At 42.0% G+C, this 20949-nt stretch carries 19 protein-coding genes and 1 riboswitch; of the genes, 6 read left to right on the top strand and 13 right to left on the bottom strand.

Annotation, left to right across the window (positions count from 1 at the left end; genetic code table 11):
• Window positions 1-56 precede the first annotated feature (56 nt).
• From gspD to FTU92_RS08170, 11 genes are all read right to left on the bottom strand, one after another.
• Window positions 57-2312 (bottom strand): type II secretion system secretin GspD, encoded by a 2256-nt coding sequence (gspD, locus tag FTU92_RS08220; RefSeq protein WP_131260972.1) that lies wholly within the window; start codon window positions 2310-2312, stop codon window positions 57-59.
• A 60-nt stretch (window positions 2313-2372) separates the two neighbouring features.
• Window positions 2373-3212 carry a type II secretion system protein N gene (locus FTU92_RS08215; protein WP_004975757.1) on the bottom strand — a complete coding sequence of 280 codons (840 nt, stop codon included), beginning with the start codon at window positions 3210-3212 and terminating at the stop codon, window positions 2373-2375.
• The gene (gspN, locus tag FTU92_RS08210) at window positions 3212-3952 is read right to left on the bottom strand and encodes a type II secretion system protein N (protein WP_096901906.1); all 741 of its coding nucleotides are present in this window, start codon (window positions 3950-3952) and stop codon (window positions 3212-3214) included. The genes FTU92_RS08215 and gspN overlap by 1 nt, the downstream gene beginning before the upstream one ends.
• Window positions 3953-4114: 162 nt before the next feature.
• Window positions 4115-4441 carry an H-NS family nucleoid-associated regulatory protein gene (locus tag FTU92_RS08205; protein ID WP_004975751.1) on the bottom strand — a complete coding sequence of 109 codons (327 nt, stop codon included), beginning with the start codon at window positions 4439-4441 and terminating at the stop codon, window positions 4115-4117.
• Window positions 4442-4586: 145 nt separating this feature from the next.
• Entirely contained in the window at window positions 4587-5018 is a 432-nt protein-coding gene (locus tag FTU92_RS08200) for a thioesterase family protein (RefSeq protein ID WP_096901909.1), read from the bottom strand.
• Window positions 5019-5027: 9 nt separating this feature from the next.
• Window positions 5028-6221, bottom strand: coding sequence for a heme biosynthesis protein HemY (locus tag FTU92_RS08195; RefSeq protein WP_178865958.1), 1194 nt, complete (start codon window positions 6219-6221; stop codon window positions 5028-5030).
• Complete coding sequence (locus FTU92_RS08190) at window positions 6222-7058, bottom strand: hypothetical protein (RefSeq protein ID WP_179989549.1); 837 nt, start codon at window positions 7056-7058, stop codon at window positions 6222-6224. It lies immediately after the preceding gene.
• Window positions 7055-7834, bottom strand: a complete 780-nt coding sequence (locus tag FTU92_RS08185; protein ID WP_004975746.1) for a uroporphyrinogen-III synthase — start codon at window positions 7832-7834, stop codon at window positions 7055-7057. Before FTU92_RS08185 ends, FTU92_RS08190 begins: the two co-directional genes overlap by 4 nt.
• A 21-nt stretch (window positions 7835-7855) precedes the next feature.
• Window positions 7856-8776 (bottom strand): hydroxymethylbilane synthase, encoded by a 921-nt coding sequence (hemC, locus tag FTU92_RS08180; RefSeq protein WP_154321288.1) that lies wholly within the window; start codon window positions 8774-8776, stop codon window positions 7856-7858.
• Window positions 8777-8898: 122 nt separating this feature from the next.
• A complete protein-coding gene (locus tag FTU92_RS08175; protein WP_104852924.1) occupies window positions 8899-9639 on the bottom strand; it encodes a LytTR family DNA-binding domain-containing protein in 741 nt (246 codons plus the stop codon).
• Between the two features lie 71 nt (window positions 9640-9710).
• The gene (locus FTU92_RS08170; RefSeq protein ID WP_167845708.1) at window positions 9711-10865 is read right to left on the bottom strand and encodes a sensor histidine kinase; all 1155 of its coding nucleotides are present in this window, start codon (window positions 10863-10865) and stop codon (window positions 9711-9713) included.
• On the opposite strand from FTU92_RS08170, the gene argH reads away from it, so the two are divergent.
• Entirely contained in the window at window positions 10856-12286 is a 1431-nt protein-coding gene (gene argH, locus FTU92_RS08165; protein WP_171458207.1) for an argininosuccinate lyase, read from the top strand. The two genes, FTU92_RS08170 and argH, sit on opposite strands and share 10 nt — an antisense overlap.
• 14 nt (window positions 12287-12300) lie before the next feature.
• Window positions 12301-12573: an oxidative damage protection protein gene (locus tag FTU92_RS08160; protein ID WP_004975738.1), complete on the top strand. Its 273-nt coding sequence runs from the start codon at window positions 12301-12303 to the stop codon at window positions 12571-12573.
• A 527-nt stretch (window positions 12574-13100) separates the two neighbouring features.
• Here the strand turns inward: FTU92_RS08160 and phoU are convergent.
• Window positions 13101-13823, bottom strand: a complete 723-nt coding sequence (gene phoU, locus FTU92_RS08155) for a phosphate signaling complex protein PhoU (protein ID WP_004975736.1) — start codon at window positions 13821-13823, stop codon at window positions 13101-13103.
• Window positions 13824-14273: 450 nt separating this feature from the next.
• Window positions 14274-15611, bottom strand: coding sequence for a TolC family outer membrane protein (locus FTU92_RS08150; protein ID WP_104852922.1), 1338 nt, complete (start codon window positions 15609-15611; stop codon window positions 14274-14276).
• A gap of 432 nt (window positions 15612-16043) precedes the next feature.
• Here FTU92_RS08150 and FTU92_RS08145 point away from each other — a divergent pair, with 432 nt between their 5' ends.
• The 4 genes from FTU92_RS08145 to cpdA all read left to right on the top strand — a co-directional run bounded on the left by FTU92_RS08145 (window position 16044) and on the right by cpdA (window position 20868).
• Entirely contained in the window at window positions 16044-17108 is a 1065-nt protein-coding gene (locus FTU92_RS08145; protein ID WP_180096065.1) for a hypothetical protein, read from the top strand.
• A 99-nt stretch (window positions 17109-17207) separates the two neighbouring features.
• A riboswitch (TPP riboswitch) is annotated at window positions 17208-17355 on the top strand.
• A 102-nt stretch (window positions 17356-17457) separates the two neighbouring features.
• Window positions 17458-19353: a phosphomethylpyrimidine synthase ThiC gene (gene thiC / locus FTU92_RS08140; RefSeq protein WP_179988993.1), complete on the top strand. Its 1896-nt coding sequence runs from the start codon at window positions 17458-17460 to the stop codon at window positions 19351-19353.
• Window positions 19354-19430: 77 nt separating this feature from the next.
• The gene (locus FTU92_RS08135; RefSeq protein WP_004975729.1) at window positions 19431-20051 is read left to right on the top strand and encodes an NUDIX domain-containing protein; all 621 of its coding nucleotides are present in this window, start codon (window positions 19431-19433) and stop codon (window positions 20049-20051) included.
• A 10-nt stretch (window positions 20052-20061) separates the two neighbouring features.
• Window positions 20062-20868, top strand: coding sequence for a 3',5'-cyclic-AMP phosphodiesterase (gene cpdA, locus FTU92_RS08130; protein ID WP_004975727.1), 807 nt, complete (start codon window positions 20062-20064; stop codon window positions 20866-20868).
• The last annotated feature ends 81 nt before the right edge of the window (window positions 20869-20949 follow it).

The raw sequence follows: 20949 nt of genomic DNA, 5'->3' as shown, positions 1-20949 counted from the left end.
CGTGTGATTTGGCGACATCATAACATGCCCTCAACCACAATCTGCGCAGGATACGATTAAGGTGTAGCGCGAATTGTGGTCGTAGTGACTGTATTTTTAGTTTTGCTGACTTCCTGCTGCGGCAAAACTACGTTTTGGCGCTGTACCGCAGGCTCAATCGCAACAGGGGTGCTCACCACCGTTGCTGTGCGGTTTGCAGACACTGCTGATGGTAAGGTTTGATAAGTTCCTGTTTGCGGCGCAACTCGAGATACAGGCAAACGCTGCTGATAAACATCGCTAACATTCTCAGGCAGTTTAGCAAAGCTACCATCGGCATCCATTGCCAACTGAAGGCTATACAATTGGCTATAACGCTGCTGCGAAATACGGCGAATATCCTGACTATCTCCCACAATGGTTGGGTGAATAAAAATCAATAAATTACGTTTTTGATTAGATTGACCATCGGAACGGAATAAACGCCCCAACCCTGGAATAGCACCCAAACCTGGCACAGCCTGACGACTATAAACCGAGTTATCAGAAATTAAGCCACCTAAGACAATGGTTTGTCCGTGCTCGGCCAAAATAGAAGTTTTAATTGCGCGTTTGCTGGTGACTAAATCCTGCGCCTGACCTTTATTGGCTTTGACATCTGACACTTCTTGTTCAACTTCCAAGCGTAGTGTTCCGCCTTCACCAATATGTGGCACGACTTTTAAAGTAACCCCGACATCTTTACGTTCAATAGTGGTATACGGATTTGCCACACCACCATTGGTAGATAATGAACCTGTTACAAAAGGAACGTTTTCACCAACCACAATATAGGCTTCTTCATTGTCCATGGTCACAATAGATGGCGTAGACAATAAATTGGATTTGGTTTTTTCCTTCAAGGCCTGAATCATCGCACCATATAGCTTGCGTGAACCATCACGACCTTCACGATAATCACCCAACACCAATGACGTACCTGCACCAATCGCACTGCCTGCGCCTGCTGCACCACCAGTTAAATAGCCTGCAGCAACATTTTTTAAACTTGCACCAATATTGTCAAAATTAATTAGACCGATACCGCTGCTTAAATCGCCCAATGCCCACTGCACACCCAATTGGTCGGCATCGGTACCTTCCACTTCTATAATCGCAGCTTCAATCAACACTTGTTGACGACGGGTATCTAGTTGCTGAATGGCCGATTCAATTTCACGCATCAACTGCGGATCGGCTTTGACCACCAAAGCATTTTGCGAGCCATCGGCAATAATACTGACACCATTACCATTAAAACTGGTGATGTTGTTTTGATTGTTGCTATTCGAGCTGCCACCCAAATTAATACTTGGGGTGGAAATAGTCGATGAATTACCTGTGTTGTTATTGGTGCTGCTTAAATTACTAGCACTGTTGTTGTTACTGTTGCTATTTGCATTAGAGCTGCTGCTCACCGCCTGTCCTGAAACCAGACCTTGCAATATTTCTGCTAAATTCTGTGCACTGGCATATTTCAAGCGAAAAACCTTCAAACCACCCAAACGATCTGCCGCAGGCACATCCATCATTTCAATCATTTGACGAATGCGTTTACGTGTTGCGGTATCGCCTTTGATGATAATACGATTGGTACGGTTGTCCGCCACAATACGCACACGCGAACCTTTAACATCTTTCGCTGCCCCTGTCGAACTCATCGACTCAAGCAAGCCAATGACTTCTTCGGCTTGACTGGATTGCAGGCTAATCGCTTCAATGTCATTTTGCCCCGTACCATCTAGGTTACGAATAATGCTTTCTAACTGATAAATGTTACTGGCACGATCAGACACGATTAGAGCATTGGTGCCCCCGACCGCAGACAAATGCGCAAACTGCGGCATGAGCGGACGTAAAGCAGGAATCAGGTCATTGGCATTGGTATTTTCTAGCCAAATCACTCGCGTTACAATTTGGTCACCACGCGCATTTTGACGACCATCATAGGGAATGCCTGAGCTTTTTACATTGCTGTCAGGTACAAGGCGAATGGTATTGCCTGATGGTATTGCCACCACACCATTCACATTCAATACGCCTAAAAACAGGTCATAGACTTCATTTTTATTCAGGGCTTTGTTGGAAATCACCGTGACATTGCCACGCACACGCGGATCGACTGCAAAGTTCTTGCCCGTAATATCGGCCACTTCATTAATAAATGCAGTTAAGTCCGCATCACGTAAATTAATTTTCCAGGTTTGCGCATGACTTGCAGTACTCACCATTGCAACAAGCGGTGCAGCAGCCAGTAATGCCCAAAATGGACGCTCATAATTCAATAAAGCCATAATCTACTGTGTTTCCTAACCCTAAATATGTCTCTGCATGTAGTTACGATGCCGATCCATTTAAAAATTTTGTTGTATGGTCATCACTTGATCACCACGTTTTATTTCTAATTTCACTTGACCTTCACGACGTGCCTGTTCAAGCAATTGTGCATCGCTTTGTCCTTGCCCGACGTTTTGCCCATTTAAAGACAAAATACGGTCACCTGGCTGTAAACCCAGTTTATTTCTTAAAGCGGCTGGCGTACGTGTAGTCACTTCATAACCATTGCCCGTATTTGCTTCAACACCCATCTCTTTTAAGTATTGTTCGCGATCTTCCTGTATGCGCTGCACTGCCTGTCCAATGGCATTATTCGGTTGTGCGGACTGCGTAGGTGCAGTTACAGGAGCTTGATTACCACTTGGAATTAAAGGTGCGATAGGTTGATTTAAACCATTTTCAATACCTTTAAACAATACTTCACGCGTCGCGCCACTGCTATGACGTAAAATAACCCGATCCCAGTAGACTTCTGCCAATTGGTACTGACTCAAATCAATCACATCACCCACACGGTAACGCTCTGCCACCTCATTCACTTTAATGACCGCAGAAGAAAACTGACTCGGCTGCCCAACCACTACACCTTGCAAAGTCATATTTAATTGATCATCGGCAGTGTTGCTGCGCCCAAGTTCTTGAAACAATGCAAAGGAGGTAATATTCGGGATTTGTGGTTGCTGTGAACCCAACTCCACCCGATCAATTTGCATGACTTGGGGCGGCGCAACAACCCACCAAAATAAACTCGCCAGTTTCCAACACAGATACAAAATCAAAAAAGCTAAAAATACTGGCGCAGCACGATCAAACTGCTTCCAGTGCAAATTCCCTAATCGTTCAGAGAGTGTACGCATTAGAAACCTCCTTTTAATAGAGGTTGGCGAGTGCTGATCACATAGGTATCTAAGCCCGCTTTGCCTTCATAAGAGGCGATATTCATCAATAAGCGTTGCGTGAGTTGCACATCTAGCATCAAGCTTTGATCAAGCGCAATATTCAGCATTTTTTGTTCACGTTGATCGCGAATATCAAATAACAGTTTGCCATTTTCATCGGACAAACTGCCTTTTAACGCAGGGATATTCATACGGTCTTGGCGCTGAGCAAAACGATACAGCAATTCGCCACCCGCCCACTGCAGTTGTCCTTTGGCTTTGGTGAAGCCTTGCTGTTTTTTAAAATTCAAATGAATGTCTTTGAGTTGAATCGCATTACTTGGCCACTGCCAATCCACAATACTTTTTAAGGTTTCTGGCGCAACTTGCCCATCTAAAGATTGCACCAAGACGCTACCAAAACGATAGCCAACAATGCCTTCGAGTTTAGTATTGCCACTATGCACTTCAACATCGGCAGCGACACGCAATAAAACTAAATCTAAAGGACGTGTATTCCAACTTAAAGAACCACGTAACTGTCCCTTATGCCAATCGGCTTGCCCCTTCCAGATATTGCCACTCACATTATGTAAGGTCTGATTATTTTTATAAAATTTTGAAATTAACCACGCTGCTGGAATTTGTAATAACACAAAAAACAAAAATGCAATGAGGGCGAAAATCCACCACGTGATGTATTTGGGTTTCTTTATCATGCCACCACGACCAACCTTACTAATTTTTCTATGAATGACTTTTTATAACACTCACACATTATGCACACTTTTTCGGCGTCGCCAATTGATACAGATAAAAAAACCAAGCCGTATTGCTTGGTTTTTGAACTCTAAGTCAAATCAATGACAAATTGATGAAGCTTAGATTAGAAAATCTTCAAGTTTTGCACCTTTTTCTAATTCAGCGACTAACCAGCGTGGTTTTTTACCACGACCAGTCCAAGTATCTGTAGAATTGATTTTGCTACGATAACGTGGCGCTACAGTTTTACGTGGGCTTTTCTTACGCTTGCTTTCGCCAACTTCCAAAATCTGCTCAATGCTTAAACCCAAATTGTCTGCAATCGCTAAAATTTGATTATAGGCATCTTCAATTGCTTGATCTTTTTTCGTGGCAATTAATGCTTCCGCTTCAGCTTGTAAACGCTTTAACTGTTCTACAGACAAATTGCTAATATCAGGCATCATACTTACTCCAAAAACTATGCTTTTTATATTCAGTTATTAAATTAAGCAGATTCATTCTATTTTTATCAAACCGAAGCGTCAATAAAAAATCTACTACTCTACATATAAATAACAGTCGGACATATTATGAACTGATTATTAAGATTTAATCAAGAATATGCTGTACGGTTTTTTCTATTTTATGAATACCCGCGCGTACATTTTCAGGGATTAAGGTTTTTTGCATATTGACGCGATCTACACATACAATCACCGCATCTGCCTCTGCCACCACCATTTGCTGTGCTTCACTGTGGATTAAATAATGCATACGCATGGCACTATTACGCAATTCTTCTACCCGAACGCCAATTTTTAAAATATCAGGATAAACCACAGGACGTATATATTTGCACTGATTTGAGGCAATCACAGTCAAAACATCTTGCTGTAAAATTTTTAAATGGTCTAAATAATATAAACGCGCACTTTCAATATAACGGTAATAGATCACATTATTGACATGCCCAAAAGCATCCATATCTCCCCATGCAACACGCTGCTCAAAAACAATTGGATAATCTGCTAGTGTTAACACAACTCACCCTTAAATTTTAATTTCGACAAAATTAGAATTATTTTCAAAGATTAAATTTAACTGTTTTAATAATTCAGGCTGATCTTTTAAATTAGATTTAACTCTTAAATAACTCATTAATACGTGTTCAGGATATAAATCCAGTAATTGCTCGGCTTCTGAATAACGCGCTGTTGCTGTAAAAATATGCCATTTGGCAAAACTAAATACAGGTAATGCAGGGTATTTCTGTTCCCACAGATTTATTTGCTTTTCAATTTTGGCATAATCAGGTTGTTGTTTTAACAACTGCTGTTGGAACCATAAATAAAACACTTCCTGATTAAACTGTTCACTCAACATCTGTACCGCAAGACGTTCATGTTGTGCGGCCAAATCAGGCAGACGCGACAATAACTTCAACCACAACACCTGAATGGCATAAGACTGACTGAAAATCTGCTCACTTAAATCACTATAACGCTGCTGCAAAGCCTGTAAATTTTCTGCATCAGCCTGCTCAAATTGGGTTAGTAACTCAGTCAGCCACTTTTGCTTGGTGTCTGCATCTAAATGCCCGTATTTGGTCGAACGTAAATAATGCCAAGGATATTGCGTGGCAAATTCGCCCCACAAGGCAATTAAACGTTTTTGATAAGCCGTTTTGACTTTAAATAACCACGGCGATAATTCGTGCTGATTCAAAAACTCTAAATGCGTCAAAGCTTGTTCAGGTTGTTGCTGCGCTAAATAAATTTCAATACGCTGTATTTCTGCCAACTCAAACGCCATGGCACTGCTTTGATTTAAGGCAGCCAACGCTTGCGGATATTGCTGTTGGATGGAGTGCATACGTGCTTCCATCACTCCTTTGAGCAAACCTGACTGGGCAAACACCTGTCGAATAAACTGGTGTTGATCTTCTGCAGCATCTAGCAACCAAATGACCGCCAATTGCTCATATGGATGCAGATTTTTAAAGTTAAATACTGTTTCAACCTTACGCTGTTCACGGCTAAAATAGCGCTTTAACAACAACCATAAAATTTGTAGCGAAACACTAATCGACAAGAAAAAGAACAACAACAACCAAATATTGGTTTGCAATTGCCATTCGCGCCAATACACATAAACATAGCCTGAACCATGCCCATAACTCAGTACGCTCAGCAAAGCGACCAGTACAATACTGACCACCACATAGGCGAGTAAAATCTGTTTCATTTATACCGCCCCCAATAAAGCACGTGTTTTTAAACTCGGCGTTGGAACGATATTTAAGTTTTTAATTTTTTCTAATTGCTGAACCAATTGTTGTGCTTTCTGATCAGGCAATTGTTGTAATAACTGAATAATGTCATTCACTTCTTGTTGATATTGCACATATTGACCTTGCATAAAGACTTGTCGAGCCAGCAATAGACGCAATTGCGCTTCTTTTAAAATAATCTGACGCTGCATCAACTGTGTCGCAGGTTGCTTGGCAGATTCAATACTCAGCCATTTTTGCCAAAAAAAACGATCATCGACATCGGCAGGGTTCAGCTCAGGCTGTTGAGCTTGCTGTTTTAATTGTTGATCTAACTGTTGCAACAACTGACTTACTTGTTGATATTGCGCATCACGTGTTGTTATAAATTGTTGAATTTGTTTCTGATCTTGCTGAACAACTTGGTGCAAACTTTGTTTCAAAGCAGGAGCTAAAGCATATTCGTTTAACTCACGGTCTAAATGAGCTAGCTTTTCAGTCGCATAGTGAAACTGTTGTTGTTGTAAGGAAAATTCCACCAAGTCCAATTGCTGCGCCACCATATCTACTGGTTGAATCGCATCTTCTTGCTGCACAGCGCTGGATACTGCGGACTGTTCTGGCGCATCTTGGGTATAATTACGGCGCTGCAAAGCCACCAACTGATCATTTAAATTGGCATTGGTTTTTTCTACAAGATGCAAACTTTGACTGAGTTGCTGTTGTTGCGCTGAAATTTGCATCACATCAAAACTTAATTTGACGATCCAGACCAAAGCGATCAACACCACTATCACAACCAGTTTTTTCATAGTTTTCCTTGCATGCGCATCATTTGCTGCAATATTAATTCTGTTTTTAAATGGGTCAACTTGAATACGTTATATTTTGTATGATGCTGCGTTTGATAATCGAGCAAAATTTTCTCTAAACGATCACCCAATACCCAATAATGACCTTTGTTCAGTAGATCGAAATCCCGCTGAATTAAGCTTAGCCAGTTTAACCAACTGGCTTCACTGCTGATCATCATGATAAATTCTGAAGATTGTATTAAACGTGCGCGTACTGCCTGCATTTTTTCAATAGAACTGGCAGGACACTCCCGCCGATACAATACAAAATTATGGATCTGCATCCCCTGATCAAGCAGTGTTTGCATCATAAATTGCCGTCCGCCCTCGCCACGCCAAAAGGCAATGTGTGTGCCGACTTTCAAATTTTGCAAACACGGCAAACTCAGCATCCCTTCGGAAGTTTCAACCTGCGGGACTTCGCTGTAAAGACCATATCCACGTAAAACTTCTGCTGTTTTCTCACCCACAGCCACCCAACGTATATGCTGCAAATCCTGCAATGATATTTGGCTTCGGGCTAAATATTGCATCCCAATATCGACAGCAGTCGGACTAACCACCACAATAATATGCGTGTGAGGCAACTGGGCATATAAATTAGCCAGTTGCTCCGACCACGGCTGTGCAGAAAGCTGCAACAAGGGCAAATCAATGACCTCAATATGCTGTTGTTGCAAAGCCTGAGTTAAGGCCTCTGCACGATCTTGAGGTCGGGTATTAATGAAGAGCATGGGCTTCTGGTGCAATATGAATTATTGATACAGGGCTTTGAGTAATTCGCCCGCACCCTGTGCCAATAAAGCTTTTGCCAATTCTTCACCTAGCATTTCAGCCTGTTCAGGTGCGCCAAATTGCACAGCTTTAAGAATGGTTTGCCCATCGACACTACCAACACGACCTTCAATCTGCAACTGACCATTCTGCAAAGTTGCGTAGCCTGCAATTGGCACCTGACAACCGCCTTCCAAGTAGGCATTAAAAGCACGTTCGGCACGTACACAGACATTGGTTTCGGCATGCATTAACGGCAAAATTAAATCCAACACCGCCTGATCTTGGCTACGACATTCCAGACCCAAAGCCCCTTGCCCAACGGCAGGTAAGCTCACATCAGGCTGAATGGTATGACGAATACGCTGCTCCAAACCTAAACGTTTCAAACCTGCACTGGCCAAAATAATGGCATCATATTGACCATCATCCAGTTTAGATAAACGTGTTCCCACATTGCCGCGTAAATCTATAATTTCTATATCTGGGCGCGCTTTTAAAATTTGGCATTTACGGCGCAAGCTTGAAGTTCCAACTTTAGCGCCCTGTGGTAAATCTGCAAAACTGGCATAGTGATTCGATACAAAGGCATCAAGCGGGTCTTCACGCTCACAAATGACCGCCAAGCTCAAACCTTCAGGCAATGCCATGGGTACATCTTTCATAGAGTGTACGGCTAAATCGGCACGACCATCCATTAAGGCGGCTTCTAATTCTTTGACAAATAAGCCCTTCCCCCCAATTTTTGCCAATGGGGTATCTAAAATTTTATCGCCCTGCGTGACAAAGGTCACCAACTCAACAGTTAAATCGGCATGCATCGCCTCTAAGCGGGCACGAATGTGTTCAGCCTGCCATAACGCAAGCGGGCTTTGTCGAGTTGCAATTTTCAGGGTTTTCATCATAGTGGCTAAGCAAGATAAATAAGTTCATCTAAACTTAACCTGATCCCCTAAAAATGCAAGTCTATTTCTTTACCGATTTATCAATCTGTTGCGTATTCATCTGCGATGAGGCTGACAAATTAGAGTTTTTGGATGCGTTCTCGCAATAAAGGCAAATGTCGTCGGCTAACAGCCAAACGCTCATCTAGCTCACGGCAACGTACCTGATACTGTCCTGAATTGACCACTTCTAGCCCCTCCAAAAACTGAATCGAGACCAAGGCATTTCGGTGAATCCGAATAAACTGATCACCAAACTCGGTTTCTAAATCTTTCAGCGTTTCATCAATCAGGACACTGCCATTTTTATGACGCACAGTGACATATTTCTGATCAGCTAAAAAATAGTAGATATTTTCTATTGGCACCAATTCTACACCGCGATAGGTTTTCGCCGCGATTTGGTGACGTTTTATTTTTAATTCGTCCATATTTTCTTTTTGTTTTAAATGACTCATCTGCGCTTGCGTGAGTTTTGTTAAATGATCTAAAACCTGTTGCAATTCCTGTTGCATTATCGGTTTTAACAAATAGCCTTCCGCATTGGATTTAAACGCATCAAGTGCGTGTTCATCATAAGCGGTACAAAACACAATGGCTGGCATAGGGTCAAGCTCACGCAAATGTTGAGCACAACTTAGACCATCCATTCCCGGCATTTGAATATCTAATAATATGACATCCGGCTGATGTTCATCCGCCAGTTCAATCGCCTGTTGCCCATGAGCTGCCGTTGCCACCACATGATGCCCCAGTTGAGTGACCAAACGTGATAATCGCTCTCTAGCTAGAGGCTCATCATCACAAATTAGGATGTCCATTTTTCCTCCTTTTTAAGTCAATAACTTTATTTTTATCAAGTCTAGAAAAATCAGAGCAATCACAGCTTATTTTATTTATAACGGTATTGCAGCACCGTGGTGTACATACCATTCCCCGCATAATTTTTGAAAGTAACACTGCGCCCATAATACGCTTTTAAGCGCTGTTCCACGTTTTGCAGTGCAATCCCATGTCCAGATCTTAAATTTATTTTATCGCTGACATACGGATTTGTAATGACAATATTGACTTGGTTTTGCAATATTTCGATCAATATACTTATCGTACTCTTTGCTAAAACTTTTTCAACTCCATGAAAAATACTATTTTCTAGCAAGGGTTGTAAAGTTAATAACGGAATTTGTACCTGACTGAGCAGTTGCGGTTGTTCAATTTTCCATTCTACCGCCAACCGATCACCCAAACGAATTTGTTCAATCTCTAAATATCGCTGGCAAAGTTCAATCTCATCTTTCAGGCTCACCAGTTTTAATTCCTGCAAACTGGCACGGAATAAACGTGATAAATTCAGCAGCATCTGCTCGGCTTTATCGGGATCAATTGCAATTAGACTGATCACATTATTTAAGCTGTTAAACAAAAAGTGTGGATGAATACGGGCCTGCATAGCATGCACCCGCGCTTGCAATTCGCTATGCCGCTGCTGAATAGCTTGTTCTCGGACATAGATATAACGAAAGCAAAACGCACCCAATAGCACGCCATAACTCAAATGCAGTCCGACACCTTGTAACAGATCATCTATACCAAACTGCTGTAGATGAAAGTTTTGCCCAAAATGCAACAAGGTATTTAAACTGAGCGTGGTCAGCAACACGATGCCTTGCAGCAGCAAAAAACTGACCAAAAAAGATAAACTCAAGCCCATGCGTAAAAAACGCGCCTGAAAAAACTCCACCAAGGCCGCAAAACACAACACCACCCAATTAATATAGAGCACGTATTGCAGCACCCGAGCAAAACTTAAGCCATGCCAGCCTTGTGCTTCAGCCAATGCCAAGACCATTGCCAAAGCATTACTGCCAATAAATAATTCAATTAGATATTGCCAACGCCCTATTTTCGTAAAAAAATACAGCTCATGTTGCTCTGCCTGCGTATCAGCATAAGTTTGATTGGCTTGTTCTTCGGCAAGTGAATCTGAATTTGTTATACTCTTGTCCAAATCACCGCTTTTTACTTTATTGAGCCGATATGACCACATCTTCTAATTCCTCAAATCCGTCACAAGCCCAAACTTCGGGTATGTGGGGCGGTCGTTTCTCTGAAGCGACTGATGCTTTTGTTGCTGAATTTACAGCATCTGTTCAATTTGACCAACGCTTTTATAAACAAGATATTGCTGGCTCAATTGCGCATGCAACGATGCTTGCCAAAGTAGGCGTACTTACGACTGAAGAGCGTGACGATATTATCCAAGGTTTAAATACCATTCAGGCTGAAATTGAAGCAGGTCAATTTGAATGGCGTATTGACCTTGAAGATGTCCACATGAACATCGAATCGCGCCTTACTCAGCGTATTGGCATTACAGGTAAAAAATTACACACTGGTCGTAGCCGTAACGACCAAGTGGCAACCGATATTCGTTTGTATGTCCGTGACGAAATTGATGCCATTTTAGAATTATTAAAAAAATTACAACACGGCATTTTGAGCTTGGCAGCCAAAAACACGCATACCATTATGCCTGGTTTTACCCATTTGCAAACCGCACAGCCTGTGACTTTTGGTCATCACCTTATGGCATGGTTCGAAATGTTGGTACGTGACTCTGAGCGTTTAATTGACTGCCGCAAACGTGTTAATCGTATGCCTTTGGGTTCTGCCGCTTTGGCAGGTACCACTTACCCAATTGACCGTGCTTTTACCGCAGAATTGTTGGGCTTTGAAGCTGTATCTGAAAACTCGTTAGATGCTGTATCAGACCGTGATTTCGGGATTGAGTTTAACGCTGCTGCATCTTTAATTATGATGCACTTGTCGCGCATGTCTGAAGAACTGATTTTATGGACATCGGCACAGTTCAAATTTGTGAATATTCCAGACCGTTTCTGCACTGGCTCATCCATTATGCCGCAGAAGAAAAACCCAGACGTACCAGAATTGGTGCGCGGTAAAACAGGTCGTGTTTATGGCGATTTAATGAGTCTGTTGACCCTGATGAAAGGTCAACCGCTTGCCTACAACAAAGACAACCAAGAAGACAAAGAACCTTTGTTTGATGCCATTGATACCGTGCGCGGCTCGCTCATGGCATTTGCCGATATGATTCCTGCTTTAGTACCAAACATTGCAGAAATGCGTGAAGCTGCATTACGTGGTTTCTCTACGGCAACTGACCTTGCAGATTACTTAGTAAAAAATGGCGTGGCATTCCGCGATGCACATGAAATTGTAGGTAAAGCCGTAGCATTGGGCGTACAAGAAGGCAAAGACTTGTCTGAACTTAGCCTAGAACAATTACAGCAATTCTCAGATTTAATTCAAGCTGATGTATTTGAAAAAGCACTGACCCTTGAAGCCTCTGTAAATGCACGTGATCATATTGGCGGTACAGCGCCTGCACAAGTTGCAGCGGCAATTGAACGTGCTCAAACACGTCTTGCTCAACTTTATGCATAATCAGGAAGTGAGAGATGTCTAAACAAGTATTTTGTCGTAAATATCAAACCGACATGGAAGCGATGGATTTCGCTCCTTTTCCGGGTGCCAAAGGTCAAGAATTACTTGAAACGGTATCTAAACAGGCTTGGCAGGAATGGCTCAAACACCAAACTACGCTCATTAATGAAAAGCGTTTAAATGTGTTTGAACCTGAAGCGAAAAAGTTTTTGGAAGAACAACGTGAGAAGTTTCTCAACAATGATGCCAGTTTGGAAGTCGCAGAAGGCTTAAAACCTCAAAACTAATCCAAGTACTGTTTTTTCATTTTGGAAAATTCAAACCTTGTTTATTTTACAATTAAAAGAGTCTTTATGAAGGCTCTTTTTTTATGCCATTTGTGATTATGAGTTGCCGCAACAATGTTTTAAATAAATGAAAATAGATTCAAAAAATTAAGCTAATTTCCTATTTTTATTTCTCGATTGAAGCGTATATTTTATAGTCACAACAAAACACTTAACAATAGATTAATTATTGATTTCAAAAAGAATAGTTTTAAAAATAATCACACTAAAAATAATGTAATTTAAAAATACATTTGTATATAAAACGCTACATTCCACTACAATAAACCACATGATTCTTGAGTGTGATTTTCCTATACTTATTTTCAAGGAGATAAGCAATTATCTCTCACTATAATAAATATCCCCGATTTCAATCTCAGATTTCCCCCAAAGTCTGAGATTTTTTTTATCCAAAATTTCGGCTGTTTCAAGCCATAAAAAAAGCCCCATCATTAGATGAGGCTGAATATTCAAAAAAGCTGAACTTAGCGTTCCTGTACTTTTTCTTCAATTTCTTTGACACTGGTATGACGTACGTCAAAACCTTTGACCATATAAATCACTTGTTCTGAAATATTTCGTGCGTGGTCACCAATACGCTCTAACGAACGTAACACCCACATCACATTAATCACACGTGAAATATGACGCGGATCTTCAATCATATACGTCATTAGAGTACGTGTTGCAGATTGATATTCACGGTCAATATCGGCATCGGCAAGTAAAACACGCAGTGCTTGATCGACATCTAAACGTGCAAAAGCATCCAGTGCATCGTGAATCATGACACGCACTTGGTTACCAATATGACGTGTTTCCATATAGCCGCGTGGCGAACCACCTTCTTCACATAAGTTTTGGGCAATACGGGCAATTTTTGCAGCTTCATCACCAATACGCTCTAAGTCAGTATTGGCTTTAGACATGGCAATCACCATACGCAAATCAATTGCGGCTGGATGACGACGCGCCAAAATCAACGTTAAGGCTTCATCAATTTCGGTTTCCATGCGATTGACAACATTGTCTTGGAACTGAACTTCTACCGCCAAGGCTGCATCGGTATCCAAGAGTGCGTGAATCGAGTTGGCAACCTGCTGCTCTACCAAACCACCCATGGCCATAAATTTGGTATTTACATCCTGCAAATCTTCATTGAACTGAGAAGAAATATGGTGACTTAACACAGGATTATTCGTACTCAAGGAATACACTCCACAACAAAAGGATAGACTGACGCAATGATTGAATATTAAAGCACAGCAATGATGACGTTTTTATGACATTTTCTCACCAAACTCTCAAGTCTGATCGTTTCTGTCTTTAAACAGCATAAGCCATTCAGATGACAAAATGACTTGGGTCTGTTGACATTTCGTCTATGTTTGCGGCAACGCATATTTTTTAGCTGATATAAGGCATGGGACAGGAAATTTAGTCATTCTAAATGACTGACTCATAAAGCAATAGTAGCAAAAATATGCTCGCCCCCTTGCGCAGCAAACAAAGCAACGCTTTGTTCTTGCTCATGTGGCTAAAACTTTCTCAGATTGCGTTATGAAACTTGGCAATAGTCTCGCTATTCCCTGCGTTTCATGCCTGATCTGCTCAGTTTTAGCCTACAGCGCAAGCCATTTATGAAATGTCAACAGACCCTATATGGCTTTCCGAATCAACCAAGCATTCATTTCCTGCACATCTTGTTCAGTCAATTGCCCAACGGCTGCTTTCAACTGTAACACATGCTTCAAATAGTCATACTGTGCATTGAGATAATCCTGCTTGGCAGAAAAGGCGTTACGCTGTGCCAACAGTACATCCACCATGGTTTTTAAACCTTCCTGATATTGCGCTTTGGATGCTCGTGCCACTAAATCTGCTGAATTCATTGCAGCCTGTCGCGCCTGCAATTTGGCTTGATCAGTTTCGACTTGTAAATATGCCTGTTTCACATCGGTATTGGCTTTACGGATTGCTGCATCTAGCTCGGCTTCAGATTTTTGTACCAAAACCACTGCTTTTTGCACATTTTTATTGACCCGCCCACCGCTAAACACATTCCAGTTCATTTCAATCCCGACCTGGTCGAACTGACCATCGGGCGACATGATACTTTCAGGGCTTTGTTTGGCATAACCATAACTGCCCACAGCTTCTACCTGCGGATAACGTGCTGCTTGTTCAACCCGACGTGCATCTTCGGCATATTGTCGCTGCAAACGTGCCTGTTGAATAGCCAAATTTTGAGTTTGTGCCAATTGCGACCATGCCTCTAAACTTTCAGGCACAGGTTTTTGAAATTGAAAGTCATCTCGCAAAACTGCCAAACTTTCTTGATATGGCCCAATCAATTGTGCCAACTGCTCTTGTGCCAAAACCAACTGCACATGTGTTCCAATCCTGTTCGCTCGTGCATTTTGATATTGCGCATTGGCTTCACTGACTTCACTTTTAGCCACCAAACCTTCACGCAGTTTGGCATTCATCATATTGAGCTGTTCCAACAAAGCTTTTTCTTCTTGTAAATATGCTGTTGTTAAAGACTGCTGTCTCAGCACATTAAAATACGCTTCTGATACATTCAAAATATGTTGCTGTTGTTGTAAACGTAAGGTGACTTCACTCAGGCTTAACGAGGTTTTGACTTGTTTCAGGGCTTGCCAAGCATCCCAACGAAATAAAGGCTGACGTGCTGTTAACGCGACTTGACGTGAAGTTGAAGATGAACTGCTTAAAAGCTCTGGCGAGGAACTGGCAATATTGACTCGACTCATTTCCTGACTTTTACGGGTGATATTGCCCGACAGAGTCACAGTTGGCAGTAAATTGCCTTGCGCAAGCCCTAAATTTAATTGATCGGCCTGATATTGTAATTGCTGTGCGCGCCAAGTCGGATCGCTATTTTGAGCACGCTGATAGGCTTGCATTAAATCCAAAGCAAAAGCGCTTGAACTCATCCAACATAAGCATGTTACTAACATCATTTTTTTCATTATTTTTCGATCAACCCACTCTGTAATTTCGTCAATCCTACTGCAATGTATTTTTACACCGCCCATACTAAAGCGAATTTGCATTTTTTTCGTATGACTTTCATTAATTTTGATAATTTTTCATATTATTTCAATTCATTGCAATAATTAAGCAAAGCCATACACGTGCTAACAATCGCTGCATAAAGTGGTACTTACTCACAGGCATGTAACCAAACTCTAGCAGAATACTACAATTTACTCCGTGGCTTTGACTTTACAATGCAAGCTCTCCCCTCGTCCTTCGACCCAAGCTTCTAAAACCGTGTGCCTCACAGCGGATATTTTAAATTTAGAATTTTGGTATGAATGACTCATTTTGAATTTTTGGAATCCATAGTGCCTAAATGAAGGCACTAGATGATGAATGAATACTCATGTTGAATTGCTGTAATGGTTAAATTTCTTCGCGCCAGTAAACTTGCCCTACTGCTTGGCAGTTGTCTGTGTTTGCTCGCCTGCCAAAATTCAGATACGCCTCCCGTAGCTGAACCACCAAAGGTACAGGCCAGTGCCAGCGAACCTGTAGATTTGACCCAAATGTGTGAAAACATTCAGCACAATATGCAGCAAATTGACAATACCCGCACCACGTTTGCGCTAGAACAAATTAATCAGGATTTAAAAGTTTGCCTACCGTTGCTACCTTTAAATGAGCAATTAAATTTACTCAATCTTTCGACCCAAATGTATCAACGCTTTTTGCATGTAGAACGCAGCGCTGCAGAACAAGCCGCTTTTGATCAACATGCTTTTGATATGGCGCAGCATCCGACCATTCAGCAAAGTCATTTTGAAAACTTTGCCTTGCGTGATCAATATTTATTGAAACATAAGGGACAAGCCTATTTAGAGCTATACGATGCAGGTGAAGCACAGTTGGTTTATCGTCGTAGCCCACAATACTTAGCCATTATTTTTGCGCCTTACATGCCCGATGCCGAGCAGATTTTTATTGAAAGAATGGCCAATGACAATATGCAGCACAGCTTGCGTGATGGTGGACTCACCCTTGATGCTGCCGATTTGGCAGAACGCGCCTTATTTTGGGAAGATTACGTGCAGCGTTATCCTAAAAGTCACTTTATACGGGATGCACGTTATCTAGCCGAAGTGTATGCCTTGCTGCTGTTTAAAGGCACAGTCAACAGTCCTGTTTCTCAGGATTATGTCGATGAATACAGTATCCAACCTGCCGTATTATTTGAAATTAAAAAACTGGCAAAGTTGCAAAAATCTCCCTTAGCACAGCAAGCGCGTAAATTCCTTGCCTTTTTACACATGAGCAGTGAACAACGACTCACTGAAATTGCGGCACAGCCCACTGCACGTGAACAGCGTGAATATGGCGATGATGCTTTAGTACATGCACAGTTGCATCAATATTTAAATTTAAAGAACATCTCCATCCATGCAAAACGCGATTGTTTTAGTGATGCCGTTTGTATTACTCGCTAATTATCCAAAGTCGCTTAAAGCTCAAATACTTGTCATTAGGCATCAAAGAATAAAAGCCGCGCGAAGCCTGCTTTTATACCAACAACGTGCTACTATTTATACAGCTTGACGGAGCGCGAGTAATTCCTCGCTGAGATTGTGTCCATTCTTTGTTGTTTGCCCAAAGGTCTGCAACACAGATTTAAACCCAAGTACCGTTGAACCTGATCAGGTTAAAACCTGCGTAGGAATCAAGCCACCTAAAAACCCCGCCACACGGTTAATGTTGAACTATTAAAGTTTCAACAACTCAATTGCAATGTTTTTGGTCGTGCTTGATTCGTTGATTTCATTCTTCAGGATCATTGCAATGAACCAATTAACGAATCTATCCCCTGCTGACATTTCTGCTCAACACGAGCAAGATGCCAAAGATTTAACCCGCATTTTGCCTGCATCGAAAAAAGTCTATATTCAAGGCTCACGCCCAGACATTCAGGTGCCAATGCGTGAAATTGAACTGACCGACACTCCAACAGGTTTAGGCGGTGAGCACAATCCACCGCTCATGGTGTATGACACTTCAGGTGTATATACCGATCCAAATGTTGAAATTAATCTGAACAAAGGCTTGCCGAACATCCGCGACAGCTGGATTGAAGAGCGCCAAGACACCGAAAAACTAGAAACCCTCAGCTCAGCCTTTGGTCAAGAGCGTTTACGCGATATTCGTACTGCAGAGATTCGTTTTGCCCATATTCAAAAGCCGCGTCGTGCCAAAGCGGGTAAAAACGTCACCCAAATGCACTATGCCAAACAAGGCATCATTACCCCTGAAATGGAATATATCGCCATTCGTGAAAACCAACGCCAACGCGAAGGTGTCGATATGCGTCAGCATCCAGGGCAAAACTTTGGGGCTAAAAACTTAACTGAAATCACGCCTGAATTTGTACGTCAGGAAGTGGCTGAAGGCCGTGCAATTATTCCTGCCAACATTAACCACCCAGAATGTGAGCCAATGATTATTGGTCGCAACTTCTTGGTCAAAATCAATGCCAATATTGGTAACTCGGCACTGGGTTCAAGTATTGATGAAGAAGTCGCGAAAATGACTTGGGCGACCCGTTGGGGCGCAGATACCATCATGGATTTATCGACAGGTAAAAACATCCATGAAACCCGTGAATGGATTATCCGCAACTCGCCTGTGCCAATTGGTACTGTACCTATTTATCAGGCACTAGAAAAAGTAAACGGCATTGCCGAAGACCTCACTTGGGAAATCTTTAAAGACACGCTGATTGAACAGGCTGAACAAGGTGTGGATTACTTCACCATTCACGCAGGCGTGTTATTGCGTTATGTACCACTCACGGCCAATCGCTTAACAGGTATTGTATCGCGTGGCGGTTCAATCATGGCGCAATGGTGTTTGGCGCATCATGAAGAAAACTTCCTTTACACACACTTTGATGAAATCTGCGAAATCATGAAAGCTTACGATGTATCGTTCAGCTTAGGTGATGGTTTACGTCCGGGTTGTATTCAAGATGCCAACGATGAAGCACAATTCAGCGAACTGCGAACTTTGGGTGAATTGACTCACCGCGCTTGGGAACATGATGTGCAAGTGATGATTGAAGGCCCGGGGCACGTACCAATGCACATGGTCAAAGAAAATATGGACTTGCAACTTGAAGTCTGTAAAGAAGCACCATTCTATACACTCGGCCCATTAACCACGGATATTGCACCAGGTTATGACCATATTACTTCTGCAATTGGTGCAGCGATGATTGGTTGGTACGGTACTGCAATGTTGTGCTATGTGACACCTAAAGAGCACTTAGGCTTACCGAACAAAAAAGACGTCAAAGACGGCATCATCACCTATAAAATTGCAGCACATGCGGCTGACCTTGCCAAAGGACATCCGGGCGCGCAAGCACGTGACAATGCCTTATCTAAAGCACGTTTTGAATTCCGCTGGGAAGATCAGTTTAACCTGAGCCTTGACCCAGATACCGCACGCAGCATGCATGATGAAACCATGCCAAAAGAAGCGCATAAATCTGCACACTTCTGTTCAATGTGCGGACCAAAGTTCTGTTCGATGAAAATCACGCAAAACGTGAGAGATTATGCACAAAATCAAAATGCTGCGAACAAAACGGAGCAAGTAGATGCAGAGGTCGAATCAGGTCTCAAAGCCATGAAAACCGCTTATCAGGAACATGGTCAAAAATTATACCATAAGCTCTAATTTGTTTAAAAAGCGTTTGTATTCAATAAAATCTCAGTTAGGATGAAATTATGCTTTGCTCATCCTGATGAGAATTTATGAAGATTATTCAACAAGCAACTTATGGACAACACGATGCACAGATTCACCAACGTGAATACCTGTATCGTGGTTTTATTCAGGTTGAAAAAGTCAGCCTGAGCCATCGCTTGTTTAATCAAACTACATATACCCCAGTCCTTCAGCGTGAACTCATTCAACGCCCTGAAGCGGCTGGGGTACTCATTTATGATGCACCACAACAAAAATTTGCCCTGATTGAACAATTCCGTATTGGTGCAATTGATGATTGCGACTCGCCTTGGCAACTCGAAGTGATTGCAGGCGTGCTAGATGGCAATGAATCACCTGAAAGTTGCATTCGTCGTGAAGCTTTGGAAGAATCGGGCTGTGAATTAAAAGAATTACAACATTTATTCAGTTTTTATCCATCTGCGGGTGCATGCGCAGAATTGTTCCACTTATATAGTGCGAGCACCACGTTACCACAGGAAGGTGGCGTGTTTGGTATGCCAGATGAAGGAGAGAATATTCAATTACACATTCTTGATTATCAGGAAATTCCAAACTTGCTGACCAATGGTCGGCTAAAAAACGCACCTGTCATCATGGCATTGCAATGGTTACAACAACAAATTAAAACCGTGAAGGATGTCTAAGGGGTCAGGCATGACTTTATTCTCAAACAATCACCAGCAACGCTGGACAATTGTACAAATTTCAGATACGCACCTCATGAATCAGGAAGATTTAGAGTTTGTGCACATGAATCCTGAACGCAGCTTTCACGCGGTAATGCACGATATTCAACAGCAATATCCGCAGCTCGATGCTATTTTCCATACAGGCGATTTAGCACAAATCCCTGTTGCTGAAACCTATCAGCGTTATTTGCAGTTTATGCAGACTTTGAATACGCCGCATTTCCAGATTCCGGGCAATCATGATGATGCCGCGGTTTTTCCATTCCATTTACAGTCCAATCAAGTTCATGCAATTGAGTTGGGCAATTGGAGTGTCATTTTACTGAATACTGCGGTTAAAGGTCGGATTGATGGCTGGATGGACGCAGCACAATTACAGCAGTTAGATCAGCTTTTACAGCAACATGCGCAGCAGCAGGTGATTATTGCCTGTCATCACCATCCTTTTGATATGCAATCGCACTGGATAGATCAGCACAAACTTAAAAATACCGAAGCCTTAATTGATGTATTGGCACGCCACAACAATGTCAAATTGGTGCTGTGTGGGCATGTGCATCAAGACTCATTAAATGAATGGCAAGGGATTCAATTTTACTCTACGCCTTCGACCTGCGTGCAATTTAAACCACATAGCCAGCACTTTGCGCTTGGGCCTGAGGCACCGGGTTACCGTGTGTTACATTTGAATGCAGATGGCAGTTTTAGCACCCAAGTGCATCGGGTTGAGCATGTCACACAACAAATAAATTTTGAAATTTCAGGTTATTAACTTTCCATTTTATTTTTTTTGCTTTACTTTATGCCTTCAACGAAAAAATGCGATAACACATCCAAACATCAAAGACTATCC

The organism is Acinetobacter sp. YH12205, assembly GCF_013418125.1.
GTDB classification, from domain to species: domain Bacteria; phylum Pseudomonadota; class Gammaproteobacteria; order Pseudomonadales; family Moraxellaceae; genus Acinetobacter; species Acinetobacter towneri.
Note: the sequence above shows the minus strand (reverse complement) of the source record. Positions and strands in the feature narration are given on the sequence as shown.

What these genes read in the sequence shown, in the direction of transcription:
- FTU92_RS08195 (WP_178865958.1), bottom strand. Translation starts at nt 6,221, where the DNA reads ATGAAACAGATTTTACTCGCCTATGTGGTGGTCAGTATTGTACTGGTC.
- FTU92_RS08185 (WP_004975746.1), bottom strand. Translation starts at nt 7,834, where the DNA reads ATGCTCTTCATTAATACCCGACCTCAAGATCGTGCAGAGGCCTTAACT.
- FTU92_RS08150 (WP_104852922.1), bottom strand. Translation starts at nt 15,611, where the DNA reads ATGAAAAAAATGATGTTAGTAACATGCTTATGTTGGATGAGTTCAAGC.
- gspD (WP_131260972.1), bottom strand. Translation starts at nt 2,312, where the DNA reads ATGGCTTTATTGAATTATGAGCGTCCATTTTGGGCATTACTGGCTGCT.
- FTU92_RS08215 (WP_004975757.1), bottom strand. Translation starts at nt 3,212, where the DNA reads ATGCGTACACTCTCTGAACGATTAGGGAATTTGCACTGGAAGCAGTTT.
- hemC (WP_154321288.1), bottom strand. Translation starts at nt 8,776, where the DNA reads ATGAAAACCCTGAAAATTGCAACTCGACAAAGCCCGCTTGCGTTATGG.
- FTU92_RS08160 (WP_004975738.1), top strand. Translation starts at nt 12,301, where the DNA reads ATGTCTAAACAAGTATTTTGTCGTAAATATCAAACCGACATGGAAGCG.
- FTU92_RS08145 (WP_180096065.1), top strand. Translation starts at nt 16,044, where the DNA reads ATGGTTAAATTTCTTCGCGCCAGTAAACTTGCCCTACTGCTTGGCAGT.
- FTU92_RS08205 (WP_004975751.1), bottom strand. Translation starts at nt 4,441, where the DNA reads ATGATGCCTGATATTAGCAATTTGTCTGTAGAACAGTTAAAGCGTTTA.
- argH (WP_171458207.1), top strand. Translation starts at nt 10,856, where the DNA reads ATGACCACATCTTCTAATTCCTCAAATCCGTCACAAGCCCAAACTTCG.
- FTU92_RS08175 (WP_104852924.1), bottom strand. Translation starts at nt 9,639, where the DNA reads ATGGACATCCTAATTTGTGATGATGAGCCTCTAGCTAGAGAGCGATTA.
- FTU92_RS08135 (WP_004975729.1), top strand. Translation starts at nt 19,431, where the DNA reads ATGAAGATTATTCAACAAGCAACTTATGGACAACACGATGCACAGATT.
- FTU92_RS08190 (WP_179989549.1), bottom strand. Translation starts at nt 7,058, where the DNA reads ATGAAAAAACTGGTTGTGATAGTGGTGTTGATCGCTTTGGTCTGGATC.
- cpdA (WP_004975727.1), top strand. Translation starts at nt 20,062, where the DNA reads ATGACTTTATTCTCAAACAATCACCAGCAACGCTGGACAATTGTACAA.
- thiC (WP_179988993.1), top strand. Translation starts at nt 17,458, where the DNA reads ATGAACCAATTAACGAATCTATCCCCTGCTGACATTTCTGCTCAACAC.
- gspN (WP_096901906.1), bottom strand. Translation starts at nt 3,952, where the DNA reads ATGATAAAGAAACCCAAATACATCACGTGGTGGATTTTCGCCCTCATT.
- FTU92_RS08170 (WP_167845708.1), bottom strand. Translation starts at nt 10,865, where the DNA reads ATGTGGTCATATCGGCTCAATAAAGTAAAAAGCGGTGATTTGGACAAG.